General features: G+C 71.8%; 19 protein-coding genes. 9 read left to right on the forward strand and 10 right to left on the reverse strand.

What is annotated here, in order from left to right; translation table 11 throughout:
- Window positions 1–44 precede the first annotated feature (44 nt).
- Window positions 45–2,726, forward strand: a complete 2,682-nt coding sequence (locus ACFVR6_RS05255) for an ATP-dependent DNA ligase (RefSeq protein WP_386959496.1) — start codon at window positions 45–47, stop codon at window positions 2,724–2,726.
- Between the two features lie 24 nt (window positions 2,727–2,750).
- Here ACFVR6_RS05255 and ACFVR6_RS05260 read toward each other — a convergent pair whose 3' ends face one another.
- The 4 genes from ACFVR6_RS05260 to murI form a co-directional block, all read right to left on the reverse strand.
- Window positions 2,751–3,665 carry a cation diffusion facilitator family transporter gene (locus ACFVR6_RS05260; RefSeq protein ID WP_386959497.1) on the reverse strand — a complete coding sequence of 305 codons (915 nt, stop codon included), beginning with the start codon at window positions 3,663–3,665 and terminating at the stop codon, window positions 2,751–2,753.
- 74 nt (window positions 3,666–3,739) lie between these two features.
- A complete protein-coding gene (rdgB, locus tag ACFVR6_RS05265; RefSeq protein ID WP_386959499.1) occupies window positions 3,740–4,363 on the reverse strand; it encodes an RdgB/HAM1 family non-canonical purine NTP pyrophosphatase in 624 nt (207 codons plus the stop codon).
- 11 nt (window positions 4,364–4,374) lie between these two features.
- Window positions 4,375–5,121: a ribonuclease PH gene (gene rph, locus ACFVR6_RS05270; protein WP_386959501.1), complete on the reverse strand. Its 747-nt coding sequence runs from the start codon at window positions 5,119–5,121 to the stop codon at window positions 4,375–4,377.
- A 14-nt stretch (window positions 5,122–5,135) separates the two neighbouring features.
- Window positions 5,136–5,954 carry a glutamate racemase gene (gene murI, locus ACFVR6_RS05275; protein ID WP_386959503.1) on the reverse strand — a complete coding sequence of 273 codons (819 nt, stop codon included), beginning with the start codon at window positions 5,952–5,954 and terminating at the stop codon, window positions 5,136–5,138.
- Window positions 5,955–5,993: 39 nt separating this feature from the next.
- Between murI and ACFVR6_RS05280 the strand changes: the two genes are divergently transcribed.
- Window positions 5,994–7,346 carry a nicotinate phosphoribosyltransferase gene (locus tag ACFVR6_RS05280; RefSeq protein WP_386959505.1) on the forward strand — a complete coding sequence of 451 codons (1,353 nt, stop codon included), beginning with the start codon at window positions 5,994–5,996 and terminating at the stop codon, window positions 7,344–7,346.
- A gap of 15 nt (window positions 7,347–7,361) precedes the next feature.
- Here the strand turns inward: ACFVR6_RS05280 and ACFVR6_RS05285 are convergent, their stop codons facing one another.
- From ACFVR6_RS05285 to ACFVR6_RS05295, 3 genes are read right to left on the reverse strand one after another with little or no spacing between them, the layout of a single operon-like run.
- Complete coding sequence (locus tag ACFVR6_RS05285; RefSeq protein ID WP_386959507.1) at window positions 7,362–7,628, reverse strand: DUF3039 domain-containing protein; 267 nt, start codon at window positions 7,626–7,628, stop codon at window positions 7,362–7,364.
- A 39-nt stretch (window positions 7,629–7,667) separates the two neighbouring features.
- Complete coding sequence (locus ACFVR6_RS05290; protein ID WP_386959509.1) at window positions 7,668–9,227, reverse strand: hypothetical protein; 1,560 nt, start codon at window positions 9,225–9,227, stop codon at window positions 7,668–7,670.
- A complete protein-coding gene (locus tag ACFVR6_RS05295) occupies window positions 9,203–10,459 on the reverse strand; it encodes an ABC transporter ATP-binding protein (RefSeq protein ID WP_386959511.1) in 1,257 nt (418 codons plus the stop codon). The genes ACFVR6_RS05290 and ACFVR6_RS05295 overlap by 25 nt, the downstream gene beginning before the upstream one ends.
- A 421-nt stretch (window positions 10,460–10,880) precedes the next feature.
- Between ACFVR6_RS05295 and ACFVR6_RS05300 the strand changes: the two genes are divergently transcribed.
- From ACFVR6_RS05300 to ACFVR6_RS05325, 6 genes are all read left to right on the forward strand, one after another.
- Window positions 10,881–11,573, forward strand: coding sequence for a phosphocholine cytidylyltransferase family protein (locus ACFVR6_RS05300; RefSeq protein ID WP_386959513.1), 693 nt, complete (start codon window positions 10,881–10,883; stop codon window positions 11,571–11,573).
- Between the two features lie 50 nt (window positions 11,574–11,623).
- Window positions 11,624–12,592, forward strand: a complete 969-nt coding sequence (locus ACFVR6_RS05305; RefSeq protein WP_386959514.1) for a hypothetical protein — start codon at window positions 11,624–11,626, stop codon at window positions 12,590–12,592.
- A 57-nt stretch (window positions 12,593–12,649) separates the two neighbouring features.
- Window positions 12,650–12,865 carry a hypothetical protein gene (locus ACFVR6_RS05310; RefSeq protein ID WP_386959516.1) on the forward strand — a complete coding sequence of 72 codons (216 nt, stop codon included), beginning with the start codon at window positions 12,650–12,652 and terminating at the stop codon, window positions 12,863–12,865.
- A 29-nt stretch (window positions 12,866–12,894) separates the two neighbouring features.
- Complete coding sequence (locus tag ACFVR6_RS05315) at window positions 12,895–13,116, forward strand: SCO4848 family membrane protein (RefSeq protein ID WP_386959518.1); 222 nt, start codon at window positions 12,895–12,897, stop codon at window positions 13,114–13,116.
- A 45-nt stretch (window positions 13,117–13,161) separates the two neighbouring features.
- A complete protein-coding gene (locus ACFVR6_RS05320; RefSeq protein WP_386959519.1) occupies window positions 13,162–14,664 on the forward strand; it encodes an HNH endonuclease signature motif containing protein in 1,503 nt (500 codons plus the stop codon).
- 97 nt (window positions 14,665–14,761) lie between these two features.
- The gene (locus ACFVR6_RS05325) at window positions 14,762–16,141 is read left to right on the forward strand and encodes a maltokinase N-terminal cap-like domain-containing protein (protein WP_386959521.1); all 1,380 of its coding nucleotides are present in this window, start codon (window positions 14,762–14,764) and stop codon (window positions 16,139–16,141) included.
- Between the two features lie 4 nt (window positions 16,142–16,145).
- Here ACFVR6_RS05325 and ACFVR6_RS05330 read toward each other — a convergent pair whose 3' ends face one another.
- A complete protein-coding gene (locus ACFVR6_RS05330) occupies window positions 16,146–17,423 on the reverse strand; it encodes a CDP-glycerol glycerophosphotransferase family protein (RefSeq protein WP_386959522.1) in 1,278 nt (425 codons plus the stop codon).
- A 41-nt stretch (window positions 17,424–17,464) separates the two neighbouring features.
- Between ACFVR6_RS05330 and ACFVR6_RS05335 the strand changes: the two genes are divergently transcribed.
- Window positions 17,465–18,565, forward strand: coding sequence for a glycosyltransferase family 2 protein (locus tag ACFVR6_RS05335; protein ID WP_386959524.1), 1,101 nt, complete (start codon window positions 17,465–17,467; stop codon window positions 18,563–18,565).
- Window positions 18,566–18,580: 15 nt separating this feature from the next.
- On the opposite strand, the gene ACFVR6_RS05340 is transcribed toward ACFVR6_RS05335, so the two are convergent.
- Together ACFVR6_RS05340 and ACFVR6_RS05345 are read right to left on the reverse strand one after the other, a co-directional pair.
- The gene (locus tag ACFVR6_RS05340; protein ID WP_386959526.1) at window positions 18,581–20,032 is read right to left on the reverse strand and encodes a CDP-glycerol glycerophosphotransferase family protein; all 1,452 of its coding nucleotides are present in this window, start codon (window positions 20,030–20,032) and stop codon (window positions 18,581–18,583) included.
- Window positions 20,029–21,288 carry a CDP-glycerol glycerophosphotransferase family protein gene (locus ACFVR6_RS05345; RefSeq protein WP_386959528.1) on the reverse strand — a complete coding sequence of 420 codons (1,260 nt, stop codon included), beginning with the start codon at window positions 21,286–21,288 and terminating at the stop codon, window positions 20,029–20,031. The genes ACFVR6_RS05340 and ACFVR6_RS05345 overlap by 4 nt, the downstream gene beginning before the upstream one ends.
- Window positions 21,289–21,324 lie beyond the last annotated feature (36 nt).

Below are 21,324 nucleotides of genomic sequence, written 5' to 3' on the forward strand. Positions count from 1 at the left end.
TGCCACAACCGTCACGCCTAGAGGTTGCGCACTAACCTGCTGGCATGGCAGGTGAGGGACAGCTGGTGCGCATCGACGGGCGTCGGCTGCGGCTGACCAACCTCGACAAGGTGCTCTACCCCGCCACCGGCACCACCAAGGGCGAGGTGATCGACTACGTCACGCGCATCGCGCCGCTGATGATCCCGCATGTCACCGGCCGCCCGGTCACCCGCAAGCGCTGGCCGGAGGGCGTCGATCAGCCGTCGTTCTTCGCGAAGGACCTCGAGCGCGGCGCACCGGACTGGGTGCGCCGGATGCCGATCGACCATTCCACGGGGGCGAAGGACTACCCGCTGGTCGGCGATCGGCCGACGCTCGTCTACCTCGCGCAGGTCGCGAGCCTCGAGTTGCATGTGCCGCAGTGGCGGTTCGCCGCCGACGGCGGACGGTCGCCGGCAGATCGGATCGTGCTCGACCTCGATCCCGGCCCCGGCACGGGGCTCGCCGAATGCGCCGAGGTGGCACGGCTGCTCCGCGACATCCTCGTGGGGATGGGGTTGAAGCCGTACCCGGTGACGAGCGGGAGCAAGGGCATCCACCTGTATGCGGCACTGCCGGGCACCCAGTCCAGCGAGCAGGTGACGGGCGTGGCGCGCGAGCTCGCGCGGGCCGTGGAGGCCGACCACCCCGACCTCGTGGTGAGTCAGATGGCCAAGGCGCAGCGCACCGGCAAGGTGTTCATCGACTGGAGCCAGAACAACGGATCCAAGACGACGATCGCCCCCTACTCGCTGCGCGGGCGGGAGCAGCCAACCGTGGCCGCGCCCCGCACGTGGGAAGAGCTGGATGATCCCGCGCTCGCGCACCTGCTGTTCGGCGAGGTGCTGGCGCGCGCGGAGCGCATGGGCGACCCGCTCGCGTCGCTGGGGTTCCACGCCGAGGGTCGCGCGTCGCCCGACGGCCCGCTCGCGGCATACATCGCCAAGCGCACCGCGGGGGCGACCCCCGAGCCGGTGCCGTCCAACGCGCTCGGGGGCCGCGCGGCATCCGACCTCCCCCGCTTCGTCATCCAGGAGCACCACGCCTCGCGGCTGCACTGGGACTTTCGGCTCGAGCGCGACGGCGTGCTGGTGAGCTGGGCGGTGCCCAAGGGCGTGCCGGAGACGCCGGCGCGGAACCACCTCGCGGTCATGACCGAGGACCACCCGCTGGAGTACGGCACCTTCGAGGGCGAGATCCCGCGTGGCGAGTACGGCGCGGGCACCGTGACGATCTGGGACGAGGGCGTCTACGACCTGGAGAAGTGGCGCGACGACGAGATCATCTTCACGGTGCACGGCAGACCCGGCGGGCCGCTCGGTGACGCGCGCCTGGCTCTCATCCGCACGGACGGTTCCGGCGAGAAGTCGACGTGGCTGCTGCACCGGATGAAGGGGGGCGCCGCCGCTGCCGGAGGCTCGGATGCCGCGGTCGCGGCTGCCGCCCCCGCGTCCGAAGCCCCCGAGATTTCGGACACTTCCTCGATTTCGCATGTGAGTTCCCGCTCACACGAGAATTCTGACGCTTCTTCGATTTCGCATGTGAGTTCCCGCTCACACGCCGTCGAGAGAGGGGACGACACCGTGGAGGCATCCGCGCGACGCCCCACCGGCCGTGTGAGCGGGAAGTCACATGCGGATGAGAGAAGGCATGAATCCGCGGATGCCGCGCCCGCCGGCACCACGCCCGCCAGCACCGGGCCCGCCGACACCGCGCCCACCGCGGGCGACTCCGGCGACCTCCGCCCCATGCTGGCCACCCCGGCCACCGATGCGCGCGCGCACGACGCGGCCCGACGCTGGGGCGAGCGGGCGTGGGCGGAGCTGAAGTGGGACGGCATCCGGGCGCTCGGCGTCTGGGACGGCGCGACGCTTCACCTGCGCGGCCGCAACGGCACCGACATCACCGAGCGGTATCCCGAGCTCACCGCCGCGGCCGCGGCCGCCTTCGGCGCCACGCCGGTCACCGTCGACGGCGAGATCGTCGCACTCGACGAGACCGGTCGCCCCAGCTTCACGCTGCTGCAGAACCGCATGCACCTGACCGGCCCGCGCGACATCGCGCGCGAATCCGCGCGCATCCCGACCTCGTGGTACCTGTTCGACGTGCTGGTGTACGACGGCATCGATGTCGCGCCGCTGCCGCTGCGCGAGCGCCGGCCGCTGCTGGAGACGCTGCCGACGTCGCCGCCGCACATCGACGTGCCGCCCGTGCTCGACGACATCGACGTCGCACTGGAGACCGCGCGCCGCCACCGCCTCGAGGGCCTCGTCGTGAAGGACCCCGGCTCGGCCTACCGCCGCGGGCAACGCTCGGAGCAGTGGCTCAAGCTCAAGATCACGCACACCCAGGAGATCGTGATCGGGGCGATCCGGCCGGGCAAGGGCGGGCGCGCCGGCTCGATCGGCTCGCTGCTGCTGGGCATTCCGAGCGCGGACGGCCTGCAGTACGTCGGCCGCGTCGGCTCCGGATTCAGCGATCGCACCCTCGCCCGGCTGCACGAGGTCCTCACGCCGCTGCGCACCGACGCGAACCCGTTCATCGGCATCCCCCGCGCCGACGCCTCCGACGCTCTCTGGGTGCGCCCCGAGACGGTCGCCGAGGTCGAGTACGCCGAGTTCACCCCCGGCGGCACCCTCCGCCACGCCCGCTGGCGGGGCCTGCGCCCCGACAAAACGCCCGACGAGGTCATCCGGGAAGACTGACGGCTCGCGCCCCCGCACGCCGCCTCAGGCGTGCGCTTCGTTCTCGACGTGCCCCGCCGGCTCCAGCTGGAACGTCGAATGGGCGACGTCGAAGTGGTCCGCGAGACACTCCTGCAGCCCCGTGAGGATGCCGGTGGCCCGCCCATCGGCAAGGCACGCGTCCTCGACGACGACGTGCGCCATGAACACCGGGGCGCCGCGGGTCAGTTGCCACACGTGCACGTCGTGCACGTCGACGACCCCGGGCGTTCCCAGGATGTGTTCACGGATCTGCGCGACCTGGATGCCGCGAGGCACCTCCTCGCCCAGCACCGATGCCACCTCACGCAGCAGCGTGATGGCCCGCGGCACGATGAGCGCCGCGATGACCAGCGACACCACGGCATCCGCCTGGGTCCATCCGGTCAGCAGGATGACGATCGCCGCGACGATGACCGCCGCCGAGCCCAGCAGGTCGCCGAGCACCTCGAGGTAGGCGCCGCGTACGTTGATGCTCTGCTTCTGCGCCGCGCTCAGCAGCCACAGCGCCACCGCGTTCGCGACGAGGCCCACGATCGCGACGACCAGCATGAGGCCGCCGCCCACCTCCGCCGCCTCCGGCCGCAGCAGCCGCTGCACCGCCTCGACGACGATCCACACCGCCAGCGCCAGCAGGATCACGCCGTTCACCAGCGCGCCCATGACCTCCGCGCGCTGGTAGCCGAACGTGGAGCGGTCGTCGGCCGGCCGCGCGGCGATCGAGCTCGCGATGAGGGCGATGACGAGCGCCGCGGCGTCCGTGAACATGTGCCCGGCATCGGCCAGCAGCGCGAGCGACCCCGACAGGATCGCACCCACCACCTGCACCACGAGCACCACCGAGGTGATCGTCAGCGACACCGCCAGCAGGCGCCGGTTGGCGGCGCCGCGGATGCCGGGGGCAGGTGCGTGGTCGTGCATGCTTCCACGCTACGACCCTCCGCCGCCGCGCGCGCTCCCGCGGCGCTAGTCGGGAATGATCGTGATTCTCAGCCTCAGAGGTCGGCCAGCAGCGGCGTCAGCGCGGCGAATGCGCGGGCGCGGTGCGACGCGGCGTTCTTCTCGCCCGCCGGCCACTCGCCGACGGTGCGCTCGGCACCTTCGGGCTGGCCGTCGGGGATGAAGATGGGGTCGTAGCCGAAGCCGCCCTCGCCCCGCGGGGCTGTCGCGAGGCGACCGGGCCAGCTGCCCTCCACGACGTGCTCCGCTCCGCCCGGGATCACGAGCGCGATCGTCGAGACGAACCGCGCCGTCCGGTGCGGGTCGGCGACGTCGCTGAGCTGATCCAGCAGAAGTTCGAGGTTCGCGGTGGCATCCTTGGCGTGTCCAGCCCAGTACGCCGAGAACACCCCGGGCGAGCCGCCCAGCACGTCGACGCAGATGCCGGAGTCGTCGGCGAGGGCGGGAAGACCGGTGTGCGCCGCCGCCGCCCGCGCCTTGATCAGCGCGTTCTGGGCGAAGGTCACGCCGTCCTCGACGGGCTCCGGGCCGTCGTAGCCGATGACTTCCACGTCGGGGCGGGTAGCGCGCACGATCGACTGGAACTCCTCGATCTTGTGCGGGTTGTGGGTCGCCAGCACCAGCCGGTCCGGACGGTTCGTCACGCTCTGCTCGCTCACGTGCGCCTGCCTCAGACGGCGTCCGTCACGGCCAGGGCCGCGGCCTGCAGCTCCCGCAGCTCGCCGCAGCCGTTGACGCCGAGCTCGAGCAGCGCATCCAGCTCGCGTTTGTCGAACGGCGCGCCCTCGGCGGTGCCCTGCACCTCGACGAACAGGCCCCGCCCGGTGACGACGACGTTCATGTCGGTCTCGGCGCGGACGTCCTCGACGTAGGCGAGGTCGAGCATCGGCTCACCGTCGATGATGCCGACCGACACCGCCGATACCGAGTCGATCAGCACCTCGGAGCGCTGCGCGATGAACTTCTTCTGCTTGCCCCACGCGATCGCGTCGGCCAGGGCCACGTAGGCGCCCGTGATGGCCGCGGTGCGGGTGCCGCCGTCGGCCTGCAGCACGTCGCAGTCGATGACGATCGTGTTCTCGCCGAGCGCCTTGGTGTCCACCACGGCGCGCAGCGCGCGGCCGATGAGGCGGGAGATCTCATGGGTGCGGCCGCCCACGCGGCCCTTGATCGACTCGCGGTCGTTGCGCGAGTTCGTCGCCCGCGGCAGCATCGCGTACTCGGCGGTGACCCACCCCTTGCCCTTGCCGGTGAGCCAGCGCGGCACGCCGTTGGTGAACGACGCGGTGCACAGCACCTTGGTGCCGCCGAACGAGATCAGCGCCGATCCTTCGGCGTGCGCACTCCAGCCGCGTTCGATCGTGATCGGGCGCAGCTGGTCGACTGCGCGACCGTCGGCTCGGGTGATGTCGGTCATGTCTCTCCTGAGGTTCAGCGGGGCAGGTCGATCGCGCCGGTCTGCACGAGGCGCACGGTGCTGACCTCGCGCCCCATCAGTCGGTGCGCCAGCCGCAGGAAGTCGTCGGCCGACGATCCGGTGGCCTGGTAGTCGTGGTGCGCCGTGGCATCCGGCCCCGCGAGCAGGTCGCGGGACACCAGCTGACGGTACACGTCCTTGGCGGTCTCGGTGTCGCTGGAGACCAGCGACACGTCGGGGCCCATCACGTAGCTGATGGCCCCCTCGAGGAACGGGTAGTGCGTGCAGCCGAGCACGAGGGTGTCGACGCCGGCGTGGCGCAGCGGCGCGAGGTAGTCCTCGGCGACAGCCAGCACCTCGGGCGAATCGGTCACGCCCGCCTCGACGAACTCGACGAAGCGCGGGCAGGCCTGGGCCCACACGCTCAGGTTCACGTTCACCTCGAGCATGTCCTGGTAAGCGCGTGAGGCGATGGTGCCCTCGGTGCCGATCACGCCGATGCGGCCGTTGCGGGTCGTGGACATCGCGGTGCGCACGGCGGGGTTGATCACTTCGACCACGGGCACGTCGTAGCGCTCACGGGCGTCGCGGAGCATGGCCGACGACGCCGTGTTGCAGGCGATGACGAGCATCTTCACTCCCTCGTCGACGAGGGTGTCCAGCACCTCGAGCGAGTAGCGGCGCACGTCGGCGATCGGCTTGGGTCCGTACGGGGAGTGCGCGGTGTCTCCGAGGTACAGGATCGACTCGCGGGGCAGCAGTGCCGAGACGGCGCGGGCCACCGTGAGTCCGCCGACGCCGGAGTCGAAGATTCCGATGGGGGCGTCGTTCACGTTCCCAGCCTACGCGAGCGCCTGGATAGGCTGGCCCGCATGAGCGACGCGTCCTCCCGTCCTGCCCGCGTGCCCAGCACCGCGCTGTTCACCGACCGGTACGAACTGACAATGCTGGACGCGGCGCTGCACGACGGCTCCGCCCGCCGTCGCTGCGTCTTCGAGCTGTTCGGCCGGCGCCTGCCCGGCGCGCGGCGCTTCGGGGTCGTGGCGGGAACGGGCCGGCTGCTGCAGCAGCTGGCCGACTTCCGCTTCGGCGACGACGAGCTGCGCTTCCTTCGCGACGAGCGGGTGGTGGATGCCGCGACCATCCGCTTCCTCGAGGACTACCGCTTCACCGGCACCATCACCGGCTACCGCGAAGGCGAGCTGTACTTCCCCGGCTCCCCCGTGCTCACCGTCGAGGGGACGTTCGCCGAGGCGGTCGTGCTCGAGACCATCGCACTGAGCGTGCTCAACCACGACTCCGCGGTCGCCAACGCCGCGGCCCGCATGAGCATCGCCGCCGGCGACCGTCCGCTCGCCGAGATGGGCTCCCGCCGCGCGTCCGAGCACGGCGCCGTCGCCGCCGCCCGCGCGGCCTACATCGCCGGATTCGGCGCAACGAGCAACCTCGAGGCCGGCCGCACGTGGGGCATCCCCACCATGGGGACCGCGGCGCACGCGTGGACGCTGCTGCACGACACCGAGGAAGACGCCTTCCGTGCGCAGATCGCCGCGCTGGGCGTGGACACGACGCTCCTCGTGGACACGTACGACATCCGCACCGGCGTCGAGACCGCGATCCGCGTCGCCGGCACCGGACTCGGTGGCGTGCGCATCGACTCCGGCGACCTCCCCACCGTCGCCGCCGAGGTGCGCGCGCAGCTGGACGCGCTGGGTGCGACCTCGACGAAGATCACCGTGACCAGCGACCTCGACGAATTCGCGATCGCGGCGCTTGCGGCATCCCCCGTCGACGCCTACGGCGTGGGCACGTCCGTCGTCACCGGCTCCGGCGCCCCGACCGCGGGCATGGTCTACAAGCTCGTGGCCCGTCAGGATGCCGCCGATTCCTGGGTGGGGGTCGCCAAGAACTCCACCGACAAGGCGTCGAAGGGCGGGCGCAAGGCCGCCTTCCGCACCCTCGACCGCGGTGTCGCCACGAGCGAGCTGATCGCGGTGGCCGATGGGTTCGAGTCGGTGCCCACGGCGGCCGACCATCCCGAAGCCCGCGCGCTGCACGTGACCCTCGTCGAGGCGGGCGAGACGGATGCCGCCTACCTCGGCCCCGCCGGCGTCACCGCCGCGCGGGAGCACCACCTGCAGGTGCGGGAGGAGCTGCCGGTGCGCGCCCTCGCGCTCAGCCGCTCCGAGCCGGCGCTGCCGACCCGTTTCGTCGATGTGGCCTGACGCCCCCGCGGGCGCTCAGGTGTTCAGCGACTCGTAGATCTCTTTGCACGAGGGGCAGACGGGGAACTTCTCGGGGTCGCGCCCCGGCGTCCACTTCTTGCCGCACAGCGCCCGCACCGGCTTGCCGGTGATGGCCGACTCGAGGATCTTCTCCTTCTTCACGTAGTGGGAGAAGCGCTCGTGATCACCGGGCTCGATGCTCTCTTCGCGGATGAGCTCCTCGAGCTCGCGGTCAAGGGTCGCAAGGCCCCCCTGGTCGGGGCTGTCGATCGGCGTGCTCATGGTCACTCAGTCTATCCGCGGCGGCGCTTCCCACGGCGGTCAGGTCGCCTCGGCGAACTCCATGATCCGCGTGCTGCCCCGTTCGAACACGCGACCGCCGATCAGGATGCCTGCCGCGAGCACGACCACACCCGACCCGATGCCGACCCAGAACCCGACCCACGCGTCGTTCGCGTCGCCGGTGAGCGTGAGCCAGCCCCACCACAGTGCAGGTGCCGCGGCGACGAGCGCGCCGACCAGCACCAGACCCTGCGACATCGCTCCCCCGGTGCGCTGCGGCTGCTGGAACGGGCTGTCGCCCGGCCGTGTCACGGCGTACGGGGCGAGCGCCGAGGCGATGGAGGACAGGCCGAGGCCCGACAGGAACAGGGCCGCGCAGACGCCGATCAGCGCGGGCATGACTGCCCAGCGCCCGTGCACCCAGATCGCCAGCGGCACCGTGACCGCGAGCAGCGGCACGCCGATCAGCAGCACCGGCACGAGCCGGCCGATGCGGTCGGAGACCCCGCGCATGGCGCTGGCGACGTGCATCCAGACGGCGGTGTGGTCGTAGGCGAGGTCGTTGTGCGGCAGCCAGCCGAGGAACAGGGCCATGAGCGGCACCGGCACCAGGGCGATCACCGGAGCGGGCACACCCACGATCGCGAGGGGTGCGATGGTGAGCACAGCCGCCACCGGGATGACGACGATGTTCACGAGGTAGCGCCGGTCGCGCATCCAGTAGACGAGGCTCCGCGCGGCCACCGCGCCGCCGGGGGTGCCGGGCATGACCGCGAACCAGCCGAGCCCGCCGCGCTCGCGTACCGAGATGGGGCGCGGCGTGGTGGTGAGCATGCGCCGCACGAGGAGGAACCACAGCCCGGCGAGCACGGCGAGGGTGGCGAGGGCGATGATGAGCGGCATCCACGGCGAGCCGTCGGCGTCGGCGCGGGCGGCGACGCCCAGTGGCGCCCCGAGCGGGGTGAGCACGAGCAGGTCGGCCACGGCGACGAGCTGCGGCGGCACGCGCCGCCCCCATTCCAGTGAGGCGAAGAAGACGACGACGGGCACGGCGACGACGAGCACGGCGAGGAGGAAGATGCCTGTCAGCTCTCGCGAGCGTCGCTCGTTGAACACCAGCGCCGCCACGGCGTAGGCGACGCGACCGAGCATCACACAGGTGGCGATGCCGAGCACGACCGCGAGCACCGCGAGGCCCCAGGCCACGCCGTGCGCGATCCAGACCATCACGAGACTCACCGCGAGCGGCACGAGTGCGAAGACGGGGACGCTGAGGAACCCCGCCCCCACCAGCACGGCAGCCAGCGGACCGGGGGCGATGCCGAACACCGCGAAACGCCGCGGGTCGAGCGGGTCGTCGATCCCCGTCACCAGCGGCGCGACCGCGAAGGCCAGGGTGAGGGCGGAGCCGCACAGCACGGTGACGGTGAAGGTGACGTCCGGCGAAGCGTCGCTGAGGCTCAGCAGTGCCCGGCATCCGGCAGCGACGGCGAGGGCGAGCGCCACCGCTCCCGCCACCATCCGCACGACGTGTCCGGTGTCGCCTCGCAGCGCGCCGGTGAGCAGTGCCAGCCTCAGCCGGAGAACGTGTGCAGCCACTCGAGGCCCTCCACGTCGCTCAGCCCGCCCGCGAGCTCGACGAAGCGTTGCTCGAGGGTCAATTCGCCGCGCACCTCGTCGACGGTGCCTTCGGCCAGCACCTGGCCTGCGACGATCACCGCGACGCGCGAGCAGACGCGCTCGACGAGGTCCATGCCGTGGCTGGAGAGGATGACGGTGCCGCCGTGCGCGACGTACGCACCGAGGATGTCGAGGATGACCGCGCTGGAGACGGGATCGACGGCCTCGAACGGCTCGTCCAGCACCAGCACCCGCGGCGAGTGGATCAGTGCGCCCGCGAGCATGATCTTCTTCGTCATGCCACCGGAGTAGTCCGACACCGGTCGAGACAGCGCATCGGTGAGGTCGAACGCGCGGGCGAGGTCGGCGGCACGGCTGTCGGCGACCGCGGCCGGAAGCCCGCGCAGCAGTCCGTAGTAGTGCAGCAGCTGGCGGCCGGTGAGCCGGTCGAACGTGCGCAGTCGATCCGGCAGCACGCCCATGAGCCGCTTCGCGCCGGCCGGGTCGGATGCGGCATCCACGCCGTTGATGCGGATGCTGCCGCGGTCGGGCCGCAGCAGGCCGGCGATCATCGACAGGGTCGTGGTCTTGCCCGCGCCGTTGGGTCCGACCAGACCGTAGAACGATCCGGCGGGCACGGTGAGGTCGATGCCGTCGACAGCGGCGGTGCCGCCGAAGAGTTTCGTGACGCCGCGCAGAGCGAGGGCGGGCAGGTGCGTGGCCGGCTCGTCGAGCGGTTCCTCGTCCAGCGTCGAGACGATGGCGGCGACGGCGGCCACGTCGGCGACGAGGTCGGCCTCCGATTCGGGGGCGCGCTCGGTCTCGACGGGTGCGACGCGCTCGACGGATTCGACATCGATCACCAGCTCGACCTCGACCGGTTCGGCCTCGACCGGTTCGACCTCGACGACGACGGATTCGGCCTCGATCGGGGCGGGTTCCGGGGAGGTCGATTCCGGGGCGATTCCCAGGTCTTCGAGCGCGTCGGCGGCGGTTTCCGTCGTTTCCGTCGGCTCCGCCTCCGGTTCGGCCGTGACGGGGGCCTCGGGCTCGGCGAGCGGAACGGCCTCCGCCACGACCTCCGCCGCAGGTGCTGTGTCGGGCACGGGCGGTGCGGTCTCGAGGCCGTCCGGCGCCGTCGTCACCTGCGCGGCAAGACGCGCGGCGACCTCCGCAGCGGACTCGGCCGGCTTGGCTGGAACGGCAGGCACAGCGCGCGCGGCGGCCGCCTGATCCGCCGGAATGGGCGGCAAGGGCGGGGGGACGAGCGTGGCGGCCGGCTCTGCGGCGCGCTTCGGCTTGGCCTTCGTCGCAGGCTTGCGCGGGCGCGGCTTGCGCGGCGCCGGCAGGGCCCTCGGGCCGGATTGCGCCGCGAACTGCTGCTCCGGAGCGGCGTCCGAATCAGAGTCGTGGGGCAAAGGCAGCGACGCTGTCATCCGTCCACGGTATCAAGGAGATCGGCTCGCGCAGCCGTCTCGGACGGTCCGATGTCATACGGCGTTGTTTGTCACGAAACGACAACGGACCGGGGGCATTCTGGGCGTTCTCAGGTGTACTCGCTACCATTGACCAGGCACAACGGGGTGTCCTTTCGGTGAACCGACTATGAACTCAGACTTCAGGAGCAACCCCTTGACTCTTCAGACCGTCATCCTCGCCGCGGGCATGGGCTCGCGACTGGGGCGCAGCCTGCCCAAACCGCTGACCGAGCTCAGCGATGGCCGCAGCATCATGCAGCAGCAGCACGACAACATCCGTGCCGCCTTCGGCAAGGCCGCCCGCATCACCACCGTCGTCGGCTACCGCGCCGAGACCATCGTTGAGGCCTTCCCCGACGCCGACTACGTCTACAACGACCGCTACGACCAGACGAACACGTCCAAGTCGCTGCTGCGCGCCCTCGCCGCCACCGGCAAGAACGGCGTGCTGTGGATGAACGGCGACGTCGTGTTCGATCCGCGGGTCCTCGGCCGGGCGATCGCCCTGATCGACGCCGAGCGCTCGTTCGTCACCGTCAACACCGCGAAGGTCAGCGATGAAGAGGTGAAGTACACGGTCGATTCCGCCGGGTACATCAACGAGCTGTCCAAGACCGTCACGGGCGGCATCGGCGAGGCCGTGGGCATCAACTACATCTCCGCTGCCGACAAGCGCGCCTTCATGCGCCAGCTGTCGCGCGTCGACGACCAGGACTACTTCGAGCGCGGCCTGGAGCTCGCGATCGCCGAGGACGGCGTGCGCCTGCAGCCCCTGGACATCTCCGACCTGTACGCCGTCGAGGTCGACTTCGCCGAAGACCTCGAGCGCGCCAACCTCTACGTCTGAGCCGGTGCGCCCCAGCGGGCGCTCAGCACAGGGTGCATAGGATCGGCGGCATGGCCGACAAGGTGTACCGCATCCACACCCTCTCGGACGACGCGCCGTGGGACGGCGGGTTGCCGCCGGTGGGCTCCGACGAGCATCCGCGCATCGTGCGCGTGCTCGACCGTGTGCTGGGCATCCAGCGCCCCGCCGTGGTCGCGCATCTGCGCAGCATCCGCCTGCGGCATCCGGATGCCACGAATGCGCAGATCGTGCGCATGCTCGAGCGCCGCTATCTCGCCGCCGTCACCACCGGGGGCGCGGCGGTCGGTGCGACCGCCGTCGTGCCCGGCATCGGCACGGGTGTGACGCTCGCGCTCAGCGGAGTGGAGACGGTGGGCTTCCTCGAGGCGACCGCGCTGTTCGCGCAGTCGATGTCGGAGCTGCACGGCATTCCGGTGGACAACCCCGACCGTGCCAGGGCTCTCGTGCTCACCCTCATGCTCGGCAAGGAGGGCGTCGACCTCGTCTCGCAGCTCGCAGGGCAGGTCGCGGGGAAGGGCGTGCCGCGGGACAAGTACTGGGGCGAACTCATCACCAAGACGCTCCCCCGCGCCGCCGTCGGCCCGCTCGTCGATCGGTTGAAGTCCTCGTTCGTGCACCGCTTCGCCGCGAAGGGCGGCGCGTCGATCGTCGGCAAGGCGCTCCCGTTCGGTGTGGGCGCCGCCGTCGGCGGGACCGGGAACCACATCCTGGGACGCCGCGTGCTCGTCACCGCCCGGCAGGGCTTCGGGGCGCCGCCGCTGGTGTACCCGCCCGAGCTGGAGCCGAAGGAAGGGTCGGTCCGGCTCGAACACGGCGCCGTCCGCGGCGTGCGGCGGGCCGGCACCGCGCTCGCCTCGGCGAGCATGGGCGCCGCCCACGGCGTGCAGCGCGCCGCGAAGAAGGTCGGCGGCACGGTGCGTCCGCGTCGCCGGGAGATCACGGCGACGCCCGACGACGGCGACGCCGGAGCCGGCACCGGCACTGGCGGCACTGACTGAGCCGCACACGGCGCCGCGCCGCGTGCGGAGGCGCACAATGGTCGGGTGGGAATGTTCATGAACCGACCGGAAGAGCCGACCGAGTGGGCAGGGCTCCCGTCCGAGCCGTGGGAGTCCGCCTCCCCCGCCGAGACCCTCGATTCCAGTGCCGTGCCCGATGCGCTCGCACTGGTGGCCGACGGCATGGCGTCGGTGTCGGTGTCGATTCCGCTCGAAGCGGCGGAGGCTGCGCCGAACGGCGAGGCGCCCGCGACCGGCGACGCGCGGCATTGAGGCCCGGGAGCCGCGGATAGGCTTGAAGGGTGGCATCCCTCCTCATCGTCCTGCTCCTGGCGAACGCCGTCTTCAACGTCGTCGTGTGGCCCACGTTCCTGCGGCGAGTGGCGAAGGACCCGCGCGCGCGGGACGCCGCGGGCAAGCCGACGAAATTCCTGATCGTCCACGCGGTGCTGATCGGCATCGCGCTGCTGCTGGCTGCCGCGTCCGCGGTCGCCGCGGTGGTCGCCCTCGTCGTCGGGGTGTAGTCCGTCCGTAGGTTCGAATGTCGGAGGCCACTTCTACCATGAAGTATGGCCTTCTTCTCCGAGACACAGGGACTGCTGGACACGCTCCACAGCACTCCTGAACTCGACGTGGAGCCTGCGTGCTTGGGGGCCGCGCTGCGCGAACTCGACAGCGAGCGGGTACTCGACCTGCTGGCCGACACGACGGCGCTGATCGACAGCCTGGAGCACGTGCGCATCGCCGCCGCCGGCGTCGCCGCCGAGCGTTCGGCACGCGACCGGGGGTATGGCGGGCTCGCGCAGACGAAGGGGCATCGCACCCCCACCTCGCTGATCCAGTCGATCACCGGCCAGAGCATCGGTGAGGTGAAGCGTCACGTGCGACTCGGTCAGGCACTGCTCGACGGCGCCGAGGCTGCTCCCCCGCCGTTGGAGGCTGCGAACGGTGCCGCCGGCACGACCGAACCGCCGACGCCACCGCGCCCGACACCCTGGCACGAACCGCTGCGGACGGCCATGCTCGGAGGTCTCCTCACACCCGCGCAGCACGACGCGATCCTGCGGGGACTCGGAGTCCCACCGACGCACAGTGCCGACGCCGCATCCGGCGGCGGTGGCGACGTGAACGAGGCGGCGCAGTTCCGCGAGATCTGGCGCGTGGCAGCCGAGCAGCTCATCTCCCAGGCACGACACTGCGCGGCCGAGGAGCTGCTGCGCCGGGCGCGGTATCTGCGCGATCAGCTCGACGAGTGCGGCGCAGCCGACCGCTTCCAGCAGCGGTACGAGGGGCGGTCTTTCCGCATGTGGCAGGACGAACACGGCCAGTACCGCGCCCACCTGGCGCTCGACGACGAGATGGCCGCCTGGCTCCGCGCCACGGTCGACGCGGCACTGCGTCCGCGGCGCGGTGGCCCCCGGTTCGTCACCGACGAGGAGCGCGCCGTGGCCGAGCAACTGGTCGCCGACCCACGCAGCAACGAGCAGCTCGAGTACGACCTGCTGATGGACACGCTCAAGGCCGGTTCGCTCGCGACGTCTGACGCCATCTTCGGCGCCCGCCAGCCGGGCGTACGCATCGTGGTGACCGCCGAGGCGACCCGGCGCCGCGATGGCCTTGGCCGGTCGATCGGCGTGGGGCATCTGGAAGACGGCGGCGCTGCGGTCGCCGGCCCGGTGGTCGAACGAACACTGTGCGCGGCGGGTTACCGCGAAGTGATCGTCGACGGCTGCGGCAACCCGTTGGACCTCGGGCGGGAGCAACGCCATTTCTCAGCCAAGCAGCGCATCGCCCTGGCGGTGCGCGACGGCGGCTGCATGGCCCCCGGGTGCCCGGTGCCGGCTTCGTACTGCGAGGCGCACCACTGCGACCAGTGGCAGCAGGGCGGCCGCACCGATGTCGACGCCGGCATCCTGCTGTGCCGATTCCATCACATGCTGCTGCACAACAACGGCTGGTGGATCACACGCGATGGGCTCGAGCCCTTCGTCCTGCATGCGCCGCCGCACCTGGGCAGGGAGCCGGTCGTGCTTCGCTCCAAATCGCCGCTGTTCCGGCCGCTCGTGGCGTGACCGGCACCACGGCAGCACGCGGGACGATAACGCGTGCGGAGGCCGCACGCGGGGTGGCGCCTCGACAGTGTGGGCACGCGGCAATACGCTCACGGGCATGGACAGTACCCTGGCGTGCCTGGCTGCCTGGATGCCCCGCCAGCGCTGGTGCACCGCCAAGGGCCGCGCGCCCCACCTGCGATACGTGGCCTCATGGGACATGCCGGTGGACGAGCCGGGGGTACGCGTGCGGACGCTGCTCGTCGCCGACGAGGGCACGCTGCCGACCGCTGTGTACCAGCTGCCCATCGTGGCACGTGCCACCAGCACCGTGCCCGAGGCCCTGACCGCCCACGTCATCGGCACCCCCGATCCCGGCACGACCCTCATCGACGCACCGCACGACCCCGCGTACGCGGCAGCGCTGCTCACCCTCGTCACTGCCGGCGGCACCGCCCGCGGCCCCCGGACCACCGCTGTGGGCCACCCCGTGACGCCGACGAGCTCGGTCGCCACCGCAGGTCCGGCGCGCGGCAGCGTCGTCACCGGCGAGCAGTCCAACACCTCGATCGTCTTCCGCTTCGATGACGCGACGTCGCCGATCATCTGCAAGGTGTTCCGTCAGGTGCAGCCGGGCCGCAACCCCGACATCGAGCTGAACACCGCACTCAGCGCCGCGCGCTCACCCCACGTGCCGCGGGCGGTGGGGTGGATCGACGGCGAGTGGCCGGACCCGGCCACCGCGGCCGGGACGGTGCGAGGCTCCTTCGCGTTCGCCCAGGAGTTCTTCCCCGACGTGGAGGATGCCTGGCGCGTCGCGCTGCGTTCGGCCGCCCACGACGAGGACTTCCGCCGGTCGGCATACGACCTCGGTACCGCCACCGCCGACGTGCACCTGTCGCTCGCGCACCTGTTCCCGAGTGCCCCTGCCACCGGCGCCGACCGGGCGAACCTGCGCGACGTGTGGCAGCGGCGCCTGGCCACGGCCATCGCCGAGGTCCCGCAGCTGGGCGCCGCGAAACATGCGATCGAGGCCATCTACGACCGCGCCCTGGAGTCGGACTGGCCGCCGCTGCAGCGCATCCACGGCGACTATCACCTCGGCCAGGTGATCCTCGTTCCTCACCGCGGCTGGGTTCTGCTGGACTTCGAAGGCGAGCCGATGCGCTCGATGTCCGAACGCACCCTCCCCGACCTGGCGCTGCGTGATGTCGCGGGCATGCTGCGCTCGTTCGACTACGTGGCGGGCTCCATCCGCCTCGACCATCCCGATCGCTCCACGTCCGTGCGCGACTGGGCGCGGAATGCGCGGGACAGCTTCCTCACCGGGTACGGCGAGCGCGTCGGCGCACGCGCCACGACGGTCGGACCGCTGCTGGACGCCCTGGAGCTGGACAAGGCCGTCTACGAGGCGACCTACGAGGCGCGTTCCCGGCCGACGTGGATCGCCATTCCGCTGCGGGCCATCGAGCGCCTCGTCGCGGCGCCGGCGATCTAGCCGGTCACTCCGCGTCGTCGAGTTCGGCGTCGTCCTGGTCGTCGTCGACCGGGTCGTCCGCGGTGAGCTCGTGCCAGCGGTCCCACTCGACCATCAGATGCTCGATCGCCGCGTGGAAGCGCGCCGTGGCCGCCCCCGGGGTCGTGTCGCCGAAGTAGCGGCGCACCCACTCCTGCAGGCGGGTCACGGATTCGGGATCCGACAGCACGCGCTGCGTCTCGGCGAGGATGTCCGCCGCGCGCTCCGCGTACAGCCACTCGCAGGCCGACAGGTAGCCGTGGGTGTCGATGCTGGCCCGCACATCGGTGGGCCGGGTGATCATGAGCGGTCGATCGGCGGCGAGCCGGTCGTAGACCATGGCCGAGATGTCGACGATGGCCACGTCCGCCGCCGACAGCTGCCAGCCGAGTTCGGGGCCGTCGTCGAAGACGTGCTGCGCGGTGGGATCGGCCGCGTTGGCCGCGGCGATCGCCGCGATGATGCGCGCATTGGCGGCACCGTACTCGTCGTCGACGACGCCGGAGCGCGGATGCGGCCGGTAGATGAGGCGGTGCGTGTTGCTCGCCAGCACCGCGCGCGTCAGCGCCTCACCGTGCGTGACGATCGAGCCGTAGTGCGCCGAGGGCCGGTCGCCCTCCCACGTCGGCGCGTACAGCACGACCGTGCGCTGGTCGGGCGAATAGGGCAGCGCCCCGGAGTAGTGGTCGGCCTGCGGCCGGCCGATCTCGATCGTGCGCCGCTCCAGGTCGTAGTCCCACAGCACCCGGCCGAGCCGCTCGCGCGCGGCATCCCCCGCCACCAGGGCGTAGTCGTACGCCTTGAACTGGTTGGTGGTCATGTACATCTTGTCGGACTCGCCGTGGTTGATGAACACGTGCCAGCGCCTGCCGTAGCGGAACATCTGGAAGTTGCGGGTGTTCTGGTTGACGTAGAGCACCACGCGGATGTCCTGGTCCGCGATGAAGCGCTCCAGGTCACGCACGGTCGGCACGAACGCGACCGGCAGCGCGCCGTCGTCCACGAGTGCCCGCGCGCCGGTGGCATTGCGACTGAGCACCACGACCGGCCAGCGCTGCGCGAGGTCGGCGAGCGGCTTGTACCACTGCCGCATCTGGTACATGTTCACGGCGCCGTCGGCGAAGTAGACCGCCACGCGGTAGTGCATCGACGGATGCGGTCCGCGCGCTTTGAGCGCCCGGCGCACCTCCCCCACCGCGGTGCGGTTGACGAGGGCCCTTCTCAGCAGCTTGGCGGCCTTGCGTCCATCCGATACGACACCCACCCCTCCAGCCTACCGACGCCGGCGCGTGACATGATCGTCTGATGCACGACGCCGCTTCCCCGCCCGGCAAGGACGCGCCCGTCGTCGCCGCAGACGCCGGCGTCACCTTCGTCATGCCGGTCCTCAACGAACGCGATTACCTCGAACGGGCCGTGCGCACGGTGCTGCAGCAGGATGTCGCGCCGCGCCCCGTCGAGCTCGTCCTCGCACTCGGACCCTCCACCGACGGCTCGACGGAACTGGCCAGGCGTCTGGCCGACTCAGACGACCGCATCGTGCTGGTCGACAACCCCGCCGCCGACATCCCCGTGGGACTCAACCTCGCCATCCGCGCGGGCCGCTACCCTACGATCGTGCGCGTCGACGCCCACTCCGAGCTCGCCCCCGGCTACACCCGTGAGGCGCTCGAGACACTCGACCGGGTGGGTGCGGCCAACGTCGGCGGCATCATGCGCGCCGACGGCCGCACGCCCTTCCAACGCGCGGTCGCGCGCGCCTACAACTCCCCGATCGGCCTCGGCGGCGGCGCCTACCACAGCGGCGGCCACGAGGGTCCGGCGGAGTCCGCCTACCTCGGCGTCATGCGCCGCGCGGTGCTGGAAGAAGTCGGCATGTTCGACGAATCCATCCGCCGTGGGGAGGACTGGGAGCTGAACCTGCGCATCCGGCGCGCCGGGTATCGCGTGTGGTTCGACCCGCGCCTGGCCGTCACCTACTGGCCGCGGGAGAGCTGGACCCGGCTCGTGCGGCAGTTCTTCGCCACCGGCACCTGGCGCGGCGAGTTGGTGCGCCGCTACGGGCGCCGCAATTCGCTGCGCTACTTCGCCCCGCCGGCGCTGGTCGTCCTCACCACGAACGCCCTGCTGATCGCGGCGCTGCAGGTGACGGGCGTGCTCTCTGGCCTCTGGTCGCTCGTGGCGTGCGTGGCCTACGTGCCCATCGCGGCGTACGTGCTGCTCATCGCAGCCGTCGCCATCGGACCGGGGGGCGGCACCGGCTGGCGCGACAAGCTGTGGACCCTCGCCGTGCTGCCCTCGATGCACCTCGCGTGGGGCGCCGGGTTCATCCGCGGGGTGCTGCGCGGCGCGCACGACACGGTCGACACCTCGCGCCTGGGCACCCGGAACACCCCGCTGCCCTGACGCCAGCGCGGGCGTTCAGCGCTCGACGAAACCCTGGTCCAGGATGCGGGCGACGACCCGCTCGGCGGCGTGGCCGTCGTCGCGCGAGTTGAACCGCTCCCGCCACGCGGCGTAACGGGAGGCGAAGCGCGCTGCCGTGCCGTCGTCGGCCAGCGCGGCCACGAGCTCGTCACCGGTGTGCACCACCGGCCCCGGCGCGTGCGCCGAGAGATCGAAGTAGAAACCACGCAGCTCGCCGCGGTAGTGCTCGAGATCGGGAACGAGGAAGTACATCGGCTTGCCGGTGACGCTGAAGTCGAACATCACCGAGGAGTAGTCGGTGATGAGAGCGTCGGCCGCCAGCAGCAGCCGCGCGGTGTCGGGGAACGCCGTCACGTCGATCACGCGCGGTCCCGAGGCGTCGCGCCCCGGGATGAGGGTCCGGGAATGGCCGCGCACGAGCACGACGGCATCCGCCGCCGCTGCCAGGGCGCCCGGGTCGACGAAGTCGACCATCTGCTCGCGATCCTCCCGCCAGGTCGGCGCGTACAGCAGCACGCGCTCGTCGGCCCCGATGCCGAGCGCCGCACGCGTGGCCGCGCCGTCACCGGTGAGGAGCACATCGTTGCGGGGGTACCCCTCGACCCAGATCGGGCGCCCGAGGAAGGCGTAGGCCTTCTTCATGATGCCGGCGCCGTACGCGTTCTGCGCCAGCAGCACGTTCCACCGCCGCGCCTCCCGCGCAACGGCGACCGCACGCCTCGGGTCGAACCCGGGACGGTGCAGCGCCAGGCGCTTGAGCGGAGTGCCGTGCCAGGTCTGCAGCACGACTTGGCCACGACGGCGCTCGAACCGGCGGCGCAGCCAGTCGTTGACCACGAGCAGCCGGGAGGAGCCGCGCGCCCGCCACCACTGCGGCGAGCCTTCGACGACCGGGATGGCGCCTTCGGGGACGGCGACCGAGAGGTCGACGACGCTCCAGTAGCGCGCGACCCCCGGGGCGACCCTGGCGAGCTCGCGGTCGATCGCGAGCGGGTTGCAGCTGGCGTTGCGGCCGTAGAAGCTCTCGAAGAACACCGCGTTCTCCAGCACCCCCGGTCGCGTGGCATAGCGCCGCTCGAGCGCCGCCTGGCCGTCACCGGAGTCGTAGGCCGGGTCCACGGGAGGACCGACGCGCAGCACGTCGCCGTCGAGCTCGGCCCGGAGGGTCCCCAGCATCGTGAGCGGGACGGCGTCCACCGCCTCCACCGGGGCACCGTCCGCTCCGGTGATCCGCACCTCGTACGCACCCGTCGGCAGCGGCCGCGCCTCGCCGCCCCAGCGCGCCGCGCGGAGGGGGAAGACCGCCCGCCACGTCGCGCCGCGGCCGGTGAGCTTCGCGGCGACCCGTGCCCGAGGGCCGATGAGCTGCGCGTCGGCGGGACGCGGGCCCGTGCCGGAGAGCTCCAGGACCGCACCGTCGTCGGCGATGAGGCGTGCTCGGATCATGCGGATCCCTTCGATCGTGCGGTCAGACCCGCCTGAATCACGCGGTGTACCCGCGCGGTGTTGCCGCCGTCGCGGAAGGCGTGCACCCGCTCGCTCAGCCGGCGGGACCGCGCGACGCGCTCGTCGCGGACGGCGGGGTCGCCCAGCACGGTGTTCAGCTGACGGCAGGCCGTCTCCCAATCCGATGCGGGATCGGGGCCGGCGACCTCGGCGTACGTGCCGTAGAAGCCGCGGCGAGCCGCATACGCCTCGAGGTCGGGCGCCAGATAGAGCACCGGCAGCGGGATGAGCCCGGCGTCGTACGCGAGCGAGGAGTAGTCGGTGATGAGCACGTCCATCCCCGCCAGGGCAGGGGTGACGTCGGGGACGACGTCGCTGCCCATGAGACGCACGCGGTCGCTGCCGGCCGGCGGCGCGTAGCGCCCGGCGCCCAGATGGTGCGGGCGCACGAGCAGCACCGCGTCGTGGCGCTCCAGCACGTCGAGGATGAGCCGCCACTCGGCGGCATCCGGAATGGAGGGGTCCTCATCGCCGTCGCGCCACGTGGGGGCGTACAGCACGAACCGGGTGCCCGGGGCGACGGCGCCGGTCGCGGCTTCGACGATCTCCCGGCCGGCGGCGCGACGCTCCTCGGCCGTGCCGGTGGACAGCACGTCGACACGAGGCTCCCCCGTCACCACGACACGCCCGGCGGGGAGCCCGAACGCCGATTCCAGTCGGCCGCGGACCAGCTGCGACGCCGCCGGCAGCACCGCGATGTCGGCGCCCGCGCGGCGGTACATCGCGCGCAGCAGCGCCGTGACGACGCGGGAACGGGGCAGGAAGCGGCTGCGGAGCGTCTCGGGCGAGTCCAGGCCGATGCGCTTGAGCGGGATGCCGTGCCAGAGCTGCACGACGAACGCGCCCGACACCGCATAGCGGTTGACGTCTCCGAAGCCGTGCGTCACCACGACGACGCGCGCGCGAGCGGTGCGCCAGTAGCCGCGCAGCGATGATTTCGGCGCCCAGCGGATGCCGCGGCGCTGCGCTTCACGCGCCTGGTCGGGCGTCCCGGTGAGCCAGATGCCGTCGGCTCCGTGGCGCTCGACGGCTTCGGTCCACAGCGCCCAGCCGCCGTCCGCGAGGCCGGCAGCGGAGCCGAACACCCACTCCCCCGCGGTACGGGGGATCACGACACCGGCGAGGCGGCCCGCCGCATACAGCGGGATGCGGGCCAGCTTGCCGGCGTTACCCGCACCGAACGAGAAGGACGCCACCCCGCGAGCCTATCGCGGGGTGGCGTCCTCAGACGG

Source organism: Microbacterium sp. NPDC058021 (assembly GCF_042885955.1).
Classification (GTDB): domain Bacteria; phylum Actinomycetota; class Actinomycetes; order Actinomycetales; family Microbacteriaceae; genus Microbacterium.